The sequence below is a fragment of the Pseudomonas aeruginosa genome (assembly GCF_001457615.1).
Classification (GTDB): domain Bacteria; phylum Pseudomonadota; class Gammaproteobacteria; order Pseudomonadales; family Pseudomonadaceae; genus Pseudomonas; species Pseudomonas aeruginosa.
The window spans coordinates 5403110-5416132 of sequence record NZ_LN831024.1; the positions used below are offsets into that span (position 1 = coordinate 5403110).

A 13023-nucleotide genomic window follows, 5' to 3' on the forward strand; every position below is an offset into this window, starting at 1 on the left:
CCCCCGATGTCCCGTGCCGCCGTCCCCTCCGTCCGCCGGCGCCTGCTGGTCAACCTGCTGGTCGGCTTCGTGCTGTGCTGGCTGAGCGTGGCGGCGCTGACCTACCACCTCTCGCTGAAGCAGGTGAACCGCCTGTTCGACGACGACATGGTGGACTTCGGCGAAGCCGCCCTGCGCCTGCTCGACCTTGCCACCGAAGACCAGGCCGGCGAGGACGGCTCCATCACCGAGATCATCGAACGCAGCCGCGAAGCGATCCAGGGTCTGCCCCTGCTGCGCCGCGAAAGCGCCCTCGGCTACGCCCTGTGGCGCGACGGCCAGCCGCTGCTGTCGAGCCTCAACCTGCCGCCGGAGATCACGGCCCAGGGCCCCGGCTTCAGCACCGTGGAAGCCCAGGGCACCCACTGGCGGGTGCTCCAGCTGAATATCGACGGCTTCCAGATCTGGATCAGCGAAAACCTGATCTACCGCCAGCACACCATGAACCTGCTGCTGTTCTACTCGCTGTTCCCGCTGCTGCTGGCGCTGCCGTTGCTCGGCGGCCTGGTCTGGTTCGGCGTTGCCCGCGGCCTGGCGCCGCTACGCGAAGTGCAGGCCGAGGTCCAGCAGCGCTCCGCGCGACACCTGCAGCCGATCGCGGTGGAGGCGGTGCCGCTGGAGATCCGCGGCCTCATCGACGAACTCAACCTCCTGCTGGAGCGTCTGCGCACCGCCCTCGAGGCCGAACGCCGACTGACCAGCGACGCCGCCCATGAGATCCGCACGCCACTGGCCAGCCTGCGCACCCATGCCCAGGTCGCGCTGCGTTCGGAAGACCCCAAGGCCCACGCCCGCGGCCTGCTGCAAGTCAGTCGCAGCGTCGAGCGGATCAGCACCTTGATGGAGCAGATCCTGCTCCTCGCCCGCCTCGACGGCGACGCCCTGCTGGAGCAATTCCACCCGGTCAACCTCGCCACCCTGGCCGAAGACGTACTCTCCGAACTGGCGCGCCAGGCCATCGACAAGGACATCGAGCTGTCGTTGCACCAGGAGACCGTGCACGTGATGGGCATCGACCTGTGGCTGAAGGCGATGGTCGGCAACCTGGTGGGCAACGCCCTGCGCTACACACCGGCCGGGGGCCAGGTCGAGATCCGCGTCGAGAATCGCGCCCAGCACGCCGTGCTGCGGGTGCGCGACAACGGCCCCGGGGTCGCCCTGGAAGAGCAGCAGGCGATCTTCACCCGCTTCTACCGCAGCCCCGCCACCAGCAGCGGCGAGGGCAGCGGCCTGGGCCTGCCGATCGTCAAGCGCATCGTCGAACTGCACTTCGGCAGTATCGGCCTGGGCAAGGGACTGGAGGGCAAAGGTCTGGAAGTGCAGGTGTTCCTGCCGAAGACCCAGCCGGACGCGACGCGGCCGCCGGCCAGAGGTCCGGACAGCGGGCGGTCACATATCTGATAGCCTGCGCATTGGCCGGGAAAGGGATAGGCTAGCGGCTTCGCAACCTCCCAGGAGACCCGGATGAACATCGGTGAAGCGGCGAAGAAAAGCGGACTGACGCCGAAGATGATCCGTTACTACGAGTCCATCGAGCTGCTCCGCCCAGCCGGACGCAGCGCCAGCGGCTACCGCCACTACAACGAGAACGACCTGCATACCCTGGCGTTCATCCGCCGTTCGCGGGACCTCGGTTTCTCCCTCGACGAAGTCGGCAAGCTGCTCACCCTCTGGCAGGATCGCCAGCGTGCCAGTGCCGACGTCAAGGCCCTGGCAGCGCAGCACGTGCGCGAGCTGAATCGCAAGATCGAGGAGCTCAGCACCCTGCGCGACACCCTGCAGGACCTGGTCGAGCACTGCCAGGGCGACCACCGCCCCGACTGCCCGATCCTCAAGGACCTGGCGTCTGGCTGCTGCCACTGATATCCAGCAACGGCCAGCGCGCCGTCCAGTTCTTCTCCCGCAGGCGCCGCCGGTAGACCTCCGGCTTGCCGGCGAAATGCGCGGTGGGCCGCACCTTCAGCGCCAGCAGGTCGTCGACGCCCAGCGGTGCCAGTAGCTCCAGGCGTTCGCCGACGAGCCGCAGCGCCACCGCCGTGCACGTTTCCGCCCAGTGGCACAGCGCATCGGCGCAATCCCGGTAGGGCCGGTCGCCGTTGCGCAGGTGCATGCGCGCCTGGTTCTTCACCGACCAGGGTGCCTCGCAGCGACGGCGCAACGCGGCCTCGAAGTCGGCGTCGGCCTGCGGGTCGAGGGCCCGCGGGGCGAAATGAAGTACGTCGATGTCCGCCAGCGGCGTGGCTTCGCCGTAGCCATGCAGATGGTCCCATACCGCGTTGCGCACGAAGCCGGCGCCGATCCAGGCGCCCTCCGGGCCGACCTCGCGCAGCACGCGGAGCAGATGCAGGCGCGAGGAATCGGCGGCGATCAGCGCGAGGATGTCTTCCGCCGTTTTCATCCCAACCGCCGCACCGGCCAGGCGAAGCGTCGCAGCAGGCTGGCCGGCAACAGGGTGATGGCCAGCCCGACGAACACCAGCGCGCAGGCCAGCAGGCTGTCCAGGTCGAGGCGTTCGCCGAGCAGCAGCCAGCCGGCGAGCATGCCCGACACCGGCACAGCCAGGGCGAACGGGGTCACCAGGCTGGCCGGGTAGTGGCGCAGGAGGAAACTCCAGATGGCGAAGCCCACCGTGGTCGCGCCGAAGGCGATGTAGAGCAGCGCGCCGAAGCCGCCCCAGCTCATGTTCAGCACGGCGCGCTCGATGGCTTGCGGACCTTCGAATAGATAGGAAAGCGCCAGCAGCGGCAACGGCGGGACCAGGCTGACCCAGCAGATCAGGCGCAGCATGTCGGTGGCCCCGGAACGCTTGGTGGCGATATTGGCGAAGGACCAGGCCAGCGCTGCGGCGACCACCAGCAGGAATGCCAGCAGGCTGTCTCCCAGCGGCCGTTCCAGGCCGATCAGGACCAGCCCCGCCGCCGCCAGCAGGAGGCCGAACAACCCGCGCGGCGTCGGCCGCTCGCCCAGCCACAGGGCGGCGATGAGGATGGTGAAGAATACCTGGCTCTGCAGCACCAGCGACGACAGCCCGGCCGGCATGCCCTGGGCCATGCCGACGAACAGCAGGCCGAACTTGACCACCCCGAGGAGCACGCCGATCAGCAGGATGCGTCCGAACGGCGCCGGCATCGGCCCGCGCAGGACCAGCAGCGGCAGCGCCGCCAGGGCGAAGCGCAGGGCGCAGAACAGCAGCGGCGGGAAGTCGCCGAGGCCGACCTTGATCACGACGAAGTTCAGACCCCAGATCAGGGTCACCAGCAGGGCGAGCAGGATATGTGCAACAGGCATGGCGGCCTCCGGAAAACTTCAGGCCACGCTAGCAGTTGCGTGCGCAAGGGTCGCGATACAGTTGGCGGGAAAAAACATCCGCCAGCCGCTCACTGCAACCAGGGCGGCGGCGGTTCCTCGCGCTCGCCACGCGGCGCGTCGTCGGCCTGGCGCAGCGCCTGGCGACGCGCCTCCTCGCGCTGCGCGGCCTCGATCTCGCGGAGCACCGCGCGCACGTCGGCGGCCTCTTCGGCTTCGACGAAGGTGCCGCTGAGCGGGGTTTCCGCTGTCAGCTCGCCGGCTTCGTAGAGCGCCCACATTTCCTTGGCATAGCGGGTCTGCCTGAGTTCCGGGGCGAAGCGGCCGAAGTAGGCGGCCATGTTGCCGACGTCGCGTTCGAGCATGCTGAACGCATGGTTGTTGCCGGCCGCGTCGACCGCCTGCGGCAAGTCGATGATCACCGGGCCGTCCGGACCGAGCAGGACGTTGAACTCGGAGAGGTCGCCGTGCACCAGGCCGGCGCAGAGCATGGCGACGATCTGGCGGATCAGGAAAGCGTGGTGGCGCCGTGCCTCGTCGGGCTCCAGCGTCACGTCGTTGAGACGCGGCGCAGCATCGCCGTCGGCGTCCGCCACCAGTTCCATCAGCAACACGCCATCGAGGAAATCATAGGGCTTCGGCACCCGCACACCGGCCCCGGCGAGACGGAACAGGGCCGCCACTTCGGCATTCTGCCAGGCTTCCTCCTGTTCGCGGCGGCCATACTTCGAGCCCTTGGCCATGGCCCGCGCCTGGCGGCTGTTGCGGACCTTGCGGCCCTCCTGGTACTCGGCGGCCTGGCGGAAGCTGCGCTTGTTGGCTTCCTTGTAGACCTTGGCGCAACGCAGGCTGTCGCCGCAACGCACCACATAGACCGAGGCTTCCTTGCCGCTCATCAGCGGGCGCACGACCTCGTCGATCAGACCGTCTTCGATCAACGGTTCCAGGCGTCTGGGTGTCTTCATCGGTGCTACGCGGTTCCTCGGGGCCAATGTGTAAGGCAAAGGGTCTGACGTTATACGGCAAACGCCGTGCCGAGCACAGCCGGACGCGCCGGCTTTCCGCCGGACTGCGCACCGATCGGCGTACTAGGCCGGTGGCGCGGTGAGTTCGATGCTTTCCGCCACCGCCTGTTCCAGCCGCTGCATCTCCACGTCCAGCGCCTCGGCGCTGTCGGCGTAGCGCCGGGCAACCTCGGCGAAAGCGTCGGCCACGGCGACGAAGGCCTCCACCAGCCGTGGGTCGAATTCACTGCCGGCGCCGGCCTGGATCAGCAGCACCGCCTCGGCATGCGCCAGCGGCGGCCGGTAGGCGTGCCGGCTGGTCAGTTCATCGTAGCGGTCGGCCAGGGCGACGATCCGCGCCGCCAGGGGAATCCGCTCGCCCGCAAGGCCTTCCGGAAAGCCCCGGCCATCCCAGCGTTCGTGATGACTGTAGGCGATCTGCCGGGCGAAGCGGAGGAATCCGGAAGGCTGGCCGAGCCGCCGCTCGGCGCTGGCCAGGGCGTCGCGCCCGGCGCGGGTATGGCCCTGTAGCAGGGCGGTGTCGGCGGCGTCCAGTTGCCCGGGGTTGAGCAGGACCCGGTCGGGCACCGCGACCTTGCCGATGTCATGCAACAGCGCCGACTTGCTCAGCAGGTCGACAGCCTCCGGAGTCAGCTCGTCGGCGAACGCCCGCTGCGCCGCCAGGTGCTCGGCGAGCAGCCTGACATAGCGCTCGATACGCGGAAGATGGCGGCTGCGCGGGTTGTCGCGAAGATCGCCAAGGGTCGCCAGGGCTTCGATGACGGCGTCCTGCAACTGTTGCAGCTGGCGCGTGCGACGGCGCACTTCGAGTTCCAGGTATTCGCTCTTGTCGCGCAGGAAATCGGCATTGGCCTTCAATTGCAGATGGGTACGCACCCGCGCCAGGACGATCGGCGGGCTCACCGGCTTGCCCAGGTAATCCACCGCGCCCAGGGCCAGGCCCTGTTGCTCGTCGTCGCGATCGGCGCGGGCAGTGAGGAACATCAACGGGATGTCGCGGGTCAGCGGATCGGCCTTGAGCCGTCGGCAGACCTCGTAGCCGTCCATGCCCGGCATGTTCACATCGAGCAGGATCAGGTCCGGGCGCGGCTCTTCGACGGCCGCCCGCAGCCCGGCCGGGCCGCTGCCGGCGGTGCGCACGCGGTACTGCTCCTCGAGCAGCTCGCGCATCAGCAGCAGGTTGTCCGGGGTGTCGTCCACCACCAGCACGAGTTCCTGCTCGGGCCTGTCCAGCATGCTCTCCATCGCCCCTCCGGCCTTCGCTACGGGGCCGCCTGGCGGCGACCGTCACTCCGTATTGAAGACGCTGGAGACGACTTCTGCACGTCCGGTCAGGCGCCCGGGGCGACCGTTCAGGGCGTCAGGCGGAAACGCAGTGGCGAATCCTCGGCCTCGGCGCCGTTCTCGCTCTCGCCGAAGGCCCGGCGCTCGATGGGGTCCTGGCCGAAATACTCCTTGATCGGCGACTCGATGGCCTTGCCGCCGGGGCTCACGTGACTGGCGCAACCGCCAAGGAACACCAGGACCACACCGATGACCAGCGCTTTCATCTTCGTACCCCCGTCAGCCCGGCCCATCCGGGCGCTGCGCCGCAGCATGGCGCAGCCCGCCTTAGGGATCGCTTAAGGCATTCAGGCGGCGGCGCGGCTGGCGCGCCACTGGGGCAGGCCGATGAGCACCACGGCGCTGATGATCACCAGCATCGCCAGCCCCTCGATACCGCCGATCCGCTCGCCGGCGAACAGGGTGCCGAGCAACACCGCCACCGCCGGATTGACGTAGGCATAGCTGGTGGCCGCCGCCGGCCGTACGTTGCGCAGCAGGTACTGGTAGGCGCTGAAGGCGATGATCGAGCCGAACAGGATCAGGTACACCAGCGCCAGCCAGCCGCTGGTGCTCGGCCAATGCTCCAGGCGCTCGCCGCTGGCCAGGCTGCCGACCAGCAGCACCGCGCCGCCGACCAGCATTTCCGCGGCGCTGGCCATCGGTCCGGCCGGCAGCGACAGGCGCCGGCTCCACACCGAGCCGAAGGCCCAGGACGCGGCGGCGAACAGGATCAGGCCGGCGCCGGCAGGGCTGGCCTGGAGGTTCGAACCGAGGTTGAGCAGGACGATGCCGAACAGCCCGAGCACGATGCCGCCCCATTCCAGGGTGGTGTTGCGCTGGCCGAACAACTGGCTGAACAGCAGGGTGAACAGCGGCACCGTAGCCACCGCGAGGGCCGCCACCCCGGAAGACACGCCCCAGTGCTCGGCCACCGTCACCCCGCCGTTGCCGCAACTGAGCAGGAGGATTCCGACGACCCCCGCGCCGCGCCACTCGCGCCAGGTCGGCAACGGCGCGCCGCGCCAGCGCAACCAGGCGAACATCAGGCCGCCGGCGATGACGAAGCGCACCCCGGCCATCAGCATCGGAGGCCAGGACTCGACGCCGAAGCGGATCGCCAGGTAAGTGGAGCCCCAGATGAAGTACAGGGCGAAGAACGCACCGAAAAGCAACAGCGGAAGGCGACGGGCAGGCATGGAAAGCACTCGACAGGGCAGGCGGGAGAAAGACTTCATTTTATGAGGTCGCTACCCGCCGGTTAAGGCACAGCCGCTGGTTATCGGGACGTAACACTTTTCTTTCCATGGAAATCGGCCATGCTTTCCGTCGATTCGACAACCGGGATCCATCATGGACAAATACGACCGTGCGCTCCTCGCCGCCCTGATCGACAACGGCCGCCTGACCTTCGCCGAACTGGCCCGGCGCATCAACCTGTCGCCCCCGGCGGTGGCCGACCGGGTGGCCAAGCTGGAGGCCGAAGGGGTGATCACCGGCTACCACGCCTCGGTGAACCTGGCCAAGCTCGGCCTGCCCATCGAGTGCGTGATCGAACTGCGGATCACCGAGAAGGATTGCCAGTCGGTGCTCGACGAACTGGCCCGGATCCCCCAACTGACCCTCTGCCACCGGATCACCGGCGACGCCTGCGTGCTGATGAAGGCCGCCGTGGCTTCGATGCCGGAGCTGCAGGACCTGATCGACCGGCTGATGAAGTTCGGCATCAGCAAGACCTCGATGATCCTCTCCACCCCCTTCGCCGACCGCCAGCCGGCAAGCCTGCGGGGGCAGGACGGCAATGGCGGATGTGCGGCGTGAGCCCTACGCCGGGGTTATCCGGCAGGCGTCGGGATCCGTACTTCATCGCCGCCACGAACCCGAACGGTAGGGCGCATAACGCCAACGGCGTTATCCGCCGCAGCGGCACTCCCGGCCGATAGCGGAGCCGCCCTCACCCCAACTCTCTCCCTGAAGAGAGAGGGGATTCTCCGTACAAGCGTCGAATTCGCTGTCTCCAACGCCGCCGACGAACCCGAACCGTAGGGCGCCAGCAAAAAAAAAGGCGGTCCCGTTCGCACGGCACCGCCCAAGTCACGGAGTTGCTTACATCGTCGAGCGACAAGGCCGCTCGCCCTATTGGATTACCGCTCGATGATCGCGGTCACACCCTGCCCACCGGCGGCGCAGATGGAAATCAGCCCGCGTCCCTGCTCCGCCAGCGAGAGCAGCTTGGCCAGGTTGGCGACGATCCGTCCTCCCGTGGCGGCGAACGGGTGGCCGGCGGCCAGTGAGCTGCCCTTGACGTTGAGCTTGCTGCGGTCGATGGAGCCCAGCGGCTGGTCGAGGCCGAGGCGGGTCTTGCAGTACTCGGGGTCTTCCCAGGCCTTCAGGGTGCAGAGCACCTGGGCGGCGAAGGCCTCGTGGATCTCGTAGTAGTCGAAGTCCTGCAGGCTCAGGCCGTTGCGTGCCAGCAGCCGCGGCACCGCGTAGACCGGCGCCATCAGCAGGCCCTCCTGGCGATCGACGAAGTTCACCGCCGCCGCCTCGCCGTCCTTGAAATAGGCCAGGATCGGCAGGCCGCGCGCCTTCGCCCACTCCTCGCTGGCCAGCAGTACCACCGAGGCGCCGTCGGTCAGCGGCGTCGAGTTGGCCGCCGTGAGGGTGCCGCGCGAACCGCGCTCGAACACCGGCTTGAGGGTGCCGATCTTCTCCAGGTCGATATCCGGGCGCAGGTTCTGGTCGCGGGTCAGGCCGCGGAACGGCGTCATCAAGTCGTTCTGCCAGCCCTCCTCATAGGCCGCGGCCAGCTTGTGGTGGCTCTCGAAGGCCAGCCTGTCCTGCTCGTCGCGGGGGATCTGCCAGGTCTGCGCCATCAGTTCGCAGGACTCCCCCATCGACAGCCCGGTGCGCGGCTCGCCGTTGCGCGGGATGGCCGGGACCACGTGGCGCGGGCGGATCTTCAGCAGGCTCTTGAGCTTGTCCAGGTTGCTCTTGCCGCGGTTGGCCTCGAGGAGAATCTTGCGCAGGCCCTCGTTGACCCCGATCGGCGCGTCGGAAGTGGTGTCGACGCCGCCGGCGATGCCGCTGTCGATCTGCCCGAGGGCGATCTTGTTGGCCACCAGGATCGCCGCCTCCAGGCCGGTACCGCAGGCCTGCTGGATATCGTAGGCCGGGGTTTCCGGGGCCAGGCGCGAACCGAGCACGCATTCGCGGGTCAGGTTGAAGTCGCGCGAATGCTTCAGCACGGCGCCGGCCACCACCTCGCCAAGGCGCTCTCCGTGCAGGTTGTAGCGCTCCACCAGGCCTTCCAGGGCGGAAGTGAGCATCTCCTGGTTGCTCGCCGTGGCGTACACGGTGTTCGAGCGGGCGAAGGGAATACGGTTGCCGCCGACAATGGCGACCCGGCGCAGCTGGGTCATGGAAGAACTCCTTGCTGGAATCGTTTACGCCGAGCCGAGGCTCGACCCGTTAACTGAGCGGTCAGTGGCGCACAGGCTAACCTTAGCCGGTCGCGTCGCATTGGCCGCCCTGCCGTTATCCCGGTCAGCGCGGTCAATTGCGGCGAACAGGTGGCTGCGTAGAGTTGTCCACACTGTTACCCGCGTTCCCTCGGCATCGTTGGCCGGCGGAATCCACCTTCAGCCTTGGAGCCTTTCCACCGGGAGCCCGTTCCATGACCGATCGTTACATCGCCTTCGCCAACTCCCCCGTCGGCCGCCGCCTGGTTGGCGCCGTCGGCCTTCCCTCCCCGCTGCGCCTGGAGCGCTGGCAGGCCGGCCGGGTGCGGCCGGTGGACGGCCCGCTGGTGATCGGCGGGAGCGGCGCGCTGGCCGAGGCCGTGCTGCCCTTCGCCGGCAAGCTGACCGACGCGGTGTTCGCCGCCGTCGACGGACAGTTCGAGCTACCGCGCTGGACCGCCGAGCACAGCCCGCGGGCCAAGGCGGTGCTGTTCGACGCCAGCGGCCTGACCCGCTTCGAGCAGTTGGTGGCGCTGCGCGACTTCTTCCAGCCGGTGCTCAAGGGCCTCGACAAGTGCCCGAAGGTGGTGGTCCTCGGACGCCCCCCCGAGTCTCTCAAGGACCCGGTCGCCGCCAGCGTGCAACGCAGCCTGGAAGGTTTCACCCGCTCCCTGGGCAAGGAAATCCGTCGCGGCGGCAACGTGCAGTTGCTGTACGTCGGCAAGGGCGCCGAGGACCAACTGGAAGGCGCGCTGCGCTTCTTCCTCTCGCCGAAGAGCGCCTACGTCTCCGGCCAGGTGATCCGTCTTGCCGCCAACAGCGCCCAGGTCCACGACTGGAGCAAGCCGCTGGCCGGCCAGCGCGCACTGGTCACCGGCGCCGCCCGCGGCATTGGCGCGGCCATCGCGGAAACCCTGGCGCGCGACGGCGCGGAAGTGGTGCTGCTCGACGTGCCGCCGGCCAGGGAGGCCCTCGAAGGCCTCGCCGCGCGCCTCGGCGGTCGTGCCGTGGCCCTCGACATCTGCGCCGCGGACGCCGGGCAGCAACTGGTGGACGCGCTGCCGGAGGGCGTCGATATCGTCGTGCACAACGCCGGGATCACCCGCGACAAGACCCTGGCGAAGATGAGCAGCGACTTCTGGAACTCGGTGATCAACGTCAACCTCAATGCCCCGCAGGTGCTGACCCAGGCCCTGCTCGACGGCGGCAAGCTGCATGACAACGGCCGGGTGGTGTTGCTGGCGTCGATCAGCGGCATCGCCGGCAACCTCGGGCAGAGCAACTACGCGGTGAGCAAGGCCGGCCTGATCGGCCTGGCCCAGGCCTGGGCGCCGGCGCTGGGCAAGCGCGGCATCACCATCAACGCGGTGGCGCCGGGCTTCATCGAGACGCAGATGACCGCCGCCATTCCGCTGACCATCCGCGAGGCCGGCCGGCGGATGAACTCCATGAGCCAGGGCGGCCTGCCGCAGGACGTCGCCGAAACGGTGGCCTGGTTCGCCCAGCCGTCGTCCGGCGCGGTCAGCGGCCAGGTGCTGAGGGTGTGCGGGCAGAGCCTGCTGGGGCCTGAGGCGGCCCCTGACTCCCCGGCAACAGGACGCCGACCCGGTAGGGCGGATAACGCCAACGGCGTTATCTGGCCCTGCACCGGGAAACCACCGGTAGCCCCTTCGGACAGGCCCTACCCGCGCCCCTGCTGCCCGCGCCGGCGGAACTCCACCGGCGTCTCGCCGACCCAGCGCTTGAACGCGCGATAGAAGGTGCTCGGCTCGGAAAACCCGGTGCGTTCGACGATCACTTCGATGCGCTCGTCGGTCTTCAGCAGCAGTTCCTTGGCCAGTCGGCAGCGGTAGTCGGTGACCAGGTCGTTGAAGCGCACCCCGGCCATCGCCAGGCGTTCGCGCAGACGTCGGGCCGGCATGCCGAGGCGCGCGGCGACCTGCTCCAGGGTGGCGCCTCCGTCCACCAGCAACTCGCCGATCAGTTCGCGGACCTGGCGCACCAGGTCCAGGCGCTCCACCTCGGCCAGTTGCCGGCGCGCCAGCGACTCGTGCATGCGCAGCAGTTCCGGGGCGGCGTGGCGCGAGGGTTTGTCCAGCACCGCGGCATCGAATACCAGCGCGTAGCGCGGCATGCCGAGGATCGTCGGGCAGCCGTAGACCGCACGGTAGCGCTCCATCGGCGCGCCGGTTTCGTTCATCAGTTGCACTTCCAGCGGCTTGAACTCGCCCTCGGTGAGCGCGCCGAACAGGCGGATCACCGCGCCGGCGAGCATTTCCGGGAAGTGGCGGTTGATCGCCGGCGATTCGCCCAGCGACAGCACCGCGCGCTCGCCCTCCACCTCCAGTTGCGCCTGCAGGGTGTCGGACAGCAGGCGTACGTAGCGCAGGGAATGGCGCAGGCCGGCGCCGAAGGTATCGCTGGAGAGGAACAGGTATTCCAGGAGCAGGCCGTGGAACGCCGGCAGGTGCTCGGCCAGGTGCAGGCCGACATGCTCTTCGCCGCACTCGTCGGCGGCGGCCTTCCAGAACAGGTTCTGTGCGGAATGGGGGAAACGGCCGGCCGGCAGGCCACCCGGCGGCAGCCCGACACGGACCAGGACCCGGTCCGGATCGCAGCCGCTGGCGCGCAGGGCGTCGATCACCGGGCGCATCAGCGCTACATCGTCGGTCAGATCACGCATGGTGTTTTTTCTAGTTATCCATGGGGCGGGCCCATCTTAGGCAGCTTTGCCATCCCCTCTCAAGGAGAGGCCATAGAAATAACCCATCCCGCATGACGGAAAAACCCTCAGATCGACTAGCCGCCGGCGTGGTCGAAAATCTCGATGCAGACGCATCCCGGAGCCGATTGACCGCCCTGCCAGCGGCGTCGGCCAGGCGGCCAATGCCTGCTGCGGGTGCTCGACTAAGCTGACAGCCACCTATTTCGAGGAGATGTCCAATGCCCACCGCCTGGCTCGACCTGCCCGCCCCACCCGCCCTGCCCGGCCTGTTCCTGCGCGCCGCACTGCGCCGCGGCATCCGCGGCAAGGCCCTGCCCGAGCGCGGCCTGCGCAGCCAGGTCACGGTGGACCCGAAGCACCTCGAGCGCTACCGCCAGGTCTGCGGCTTCCGCGACGACGGCCTGCTGCCGCCGACCTACCCGCACATCCTCGCCTTCCCGCTGCAGATGGCGCTGCTCACCGACAAGCGCTTCCCCTTCCCGCTGCTCGGCCTGGTCCACCTGGAGAACCGCATCGACGTGCTGCGCGCGCTCGGCGGCCTCGGCCCGTTCACCGTGAGCGTCGCGGTGGAAAACCTGCAACCGCACGACAAGGGCGCCACCTTCAGCATCGTCACCCGCCTGGAAGACCAGCTTGGCCTGCTCTGGGTCGGCGACAGCAAGGTGCTCTGCCGCGGCGTCAAGGTGCCCGGCGAAATTCCGCCGAAAGCCGAGCAGGAGCCGCTGCCGCTGGAGCCGGTCGACAACTGGAAGGCGCCCGCCGACATCGGCCGGCGCTATGCCCGTGCCGCCGGCGACTACAACCCGATCCACCTGTCGGCGCCCAGCGCCAAGCTGTTCGGCTTTCCCCGCGCCATCGCCCACGGCCTGTGGAACAAGGCTCGCAGCCTGGCCGCCCTCGGCGAGCGACTGCCAGCCTCGGGCTATCGGGTCGAGGTGCGCTTCCAGAAGCCAGTGCTGCTGCCGGCCAGCCTCACCCTCCTCGCCAGCGCGGCGGCGGCGGACGGCCAGTTCAGCCTGCGCGGCAAGGACGACCTGCCGCACATGGCCGGGCATTGGAGCCGGCTACAGGGCTGACGCCGGTCCGCCATGCCTTGAAGCTTCGGGCGCAAAGCCCGAAGCTATGCGGCTGCTTACCGCCACCG

At 68.7% G+C, this 13023-nt stretch carries 12 protein-coding genes and 1 pseudogene; 5 read left to right on the forward strand and 8 right to left on the reverse strand.

What is annotated here, in order from left to right; all coding sequences use genetic code 11:
- Nucleotides 1-6: 6 nt before the first annotated feature.
- Both pmrB and cueR read left to right on the forward strand, forming a co-directional pair.
- On the forward strand, nucleotides 7-1440 hold the full coding sequence (gene pmrB / locus AT700_RS24860; RefSeq protein ID WP_003102237.1) for a two-component system sensor histidine kinase PmrB: 1434 nt from the start codon (nucleotides 7-9) through the stop codon (nucleotides 1438-1440).
- Between the two features lie 63 nt (nucleotides 1441-1503).
- Nucleotides 1504-1902: a Cu(I)-responsive transcriptional regulator gene (cueR, locus tag AT700_RS24865; protein ID WP_003095248.1), complete on the forward strand. Its 399-nt coding sequence runs from the start codon at nucleotides 1504-1506 to the stop codon at nucleotides 1900-1902.
- Here the strand turns inward: cueR and AT700_RS24870 are convergent.
- From AT700_RS24870 to yedA, 6 genes are all read right to left on the reverse strand, one after another.
- Complete coding sequence (locus AT700_RS24870) at nucleotides 1871-2437, reverse strand: nucleotidyltransferase family protein (RefSeq protein WP_003102238.1); 567 nt, start codon at nucleotides 2435-2437, stop codon at nucleotides 1871-1873. The genes cueR and AT700_RS24870 overlap by 32 nt on opposite strands.
- Nucleotides 2434-3327, reverse strand: a complete 894-nt coding sequence (locus tag AT700_RS24875; RefSeq protein ID WP_003102239.1) for an EamA family transporter — start codon at nucleotides 3325-3327, stop codon at nucleotides 2434-2436. Before AT700_RS24875 ends, AT700_RS24870 begins: the two co-directional genes overlap by 4 nt.
- Before the next feature lie 89 nt (nucleotides 3328-3416).
- Entirely contained in the window at nucleotides 3417-4310 is an 894-nt protein-coding gene (locus AT700_RS24880; protein ID WP_003095255.1) for a PA4780 family RIO1-like protein kinase, read from the reverse strand.
- 123 nt (nucleotides 4311-4433) lie between these two features.
- A complete protein-coding gene (locus AT700_RS24885; protein ID WP_003102241.1) occupies nucleotides 4434-5615 on the reverse strand; it encodes a cyclic di-GMP phosphodiesterase in 1182 nt (393 codons plus the stop codon).
- Nucleotides 5616-5722: 107 nt separating this feature from the next.
- The gene (locus AT700_RS24890; protein WP_003102243.1) at nucleotides 5723-5968 is read right to left on the reverse strand and encodes a hypothetical protein; all 246 of its coding nucleotides are present in this window, start codon (nucleotides 5966-5968) and stop codon (nucleotides 5723-5725) included.
- 33 nt (nucleotides 5969-6001) lie between these two features.
- Nucleotides 6002-6892: a drug/metabolite exporter YedA gene (yedA, locus tag AT700_RS24895; protein WP_003112921.1), complete on the reverse strand. Its 891-nt coding sequence runs from the start codon at nucleotides 6890-6892 to the stop codon at nucleotides 6002-6004.
- A 154-nt stretch (nucleotides 6893-7046) separates the two neighbouring features.
- On the opposite strand from yedA, the gene AT700_RS24900 reads away from it, so the two are divergent.
- Entirely contained in the window at nucleotides 7047-7514 is a 468-nt protein-coding gene (locus AT700_RS24900) for an Lrp/AsnC family transcriptional regulator (RefSeq protein WP_003095262.1), read from the forward strand.
- 323 nt (nucleotides 7515-7837) lie between these two features.
- Here AT700_RS24900 and AT700_RS24905 read toward each other — a convergent pair whose 3' ends face one another.
- Nucleotides 7838-9115, reverse strand: coding sequence for an acetyl-CoA C-acetyltransferase (locus AT700_RS24905; RefSeq protein ID WP_003102247.1), 1278 nt, complete (start codon nucleotides 9113-9115; stop codon nucleotides 7838-7840).
- A 254-nt stretch (nucleotides 9116-9369) separates the two neighbouring features.
- Between AT700_RS24905 and AT700_RS24910 the strand changes: the two are divergent.
- A pseudogene (locus tag AT700_RS24910) lies at nucleotides 9370-10719 on the forward strand (3-oxoacyl-ACP reductase); the annotation flags it as partial.
- Nucleotides 10720-10835: 116 nt separating this feature from the next.
- On the opposite strand, the gene AT700_RS24915 reads toward AT700_RS24910, so the two are convergent.
- Nucleotides 10836-11837, reverse strand: a complete 1002-nt coding sequence (locus AT700_RS24915; RefSeq protein WP_003095270.1) for an AraC family transcriptional regulator — start codon at nucleotides 11835-11837, stop codon at nucleotides 10836-10838.
- 260 nt (nucleotides 11838-12097) lie between these two features.
- Between AT700_RS24915 and AT700_RS24920 the strand changes: the two genes are divergently transcribed.
- Entirely contained in the window at nucleotides 12098-12955 is an 858-nt protein-coding gene (locus AT700_RS24920) for a MaoC family dehydratase (protein WP_003095272.1), read from the forward strand.
- Nucleotides 12956-13023 lie beyond the last annotated feature (68 nt).

Coding starts and splice junctions, on each gene's coding strand:
- cueR (WP_003095248.1), top strand. CDS start 1,504: ATGAACATCGGTGAAGCGGCGAAGAAAAGCGGACTGACGCCGAAGATG.
- AT700_RS24875 (WP_003102239.1), bottom strand. CDS start 3,327: ATGCCTGTTGCACATATCCTGCTCGCCCTGCTGGTGACCCTGATCTGG.
- AT700_RS24880 (WP_003095255.1), bottom strand. CDS start 4,310: ATGAAGACACCCAGACGCCTGGAACCGTTGATCGAAGACGGTCTGATC.
- AT700_RS24890 (WP_003102243.1), bottom strand. CDS start 5,968: ATGCTGCGGCGCAGCGCCCGGATGGGCCGGGCTGACGGGGGTACGAAG.
- AT700_RS24870 (WP_003102238.1), bottom strand. CDS start 2,437: ATGAAAACGGCGGAAGACATCCTCGCGCTGATCGCCGCCGATTCCTCG.
- AT700_RS24915 (WP_003095270.1), bottom strand. CDS start 11,837: ATGCGTGATCTGACCGACGATGTAGCGCTGATGCGCCCGGTGATCGAC.
- AT700_RS24905 (WP_003102247.1), bottom strand. CDS start 9,115: ATGACCCAGCTGCGCCGGGTCGCCATTGTCGGCGGCAACCGTATTCCC.
- AT700_RS24885 (WP_003102241.1), bottom strand. CDS start 5,615: ATGGAGAGCATGCTGGACAGGCCCGAGCAGGAACTCGTGCTGGTGGTG.
- yedA (WP_003112921.1), bottom strand. CDS start 6,892: ATGCCTGCCCGTCGCCTTCCGCTGTTGCTTTTCGGTGCGTTCTTCGCC.
- AT700_RS24920 (WP_003095272.1), top strand. CDS start 12,098: ATGCCCACCGCCTGGCTCGACCTGCCCGCCCCACCCGCCCTGCCCGGC.
- AT700_RS24900 (WP_003095262.1), top strand. CDS start 7,047: ATGGACAAATACGACCGTGCGCTCCTCGCCGCCCTGATCGACAACGGC.
- pmrB (WP_003102237.1), top strand. CDS start 7: ATGTCCCGTGCCGCCGTCCCCTCCGTCCGCCGGCGCCTGCTGGTCAAC.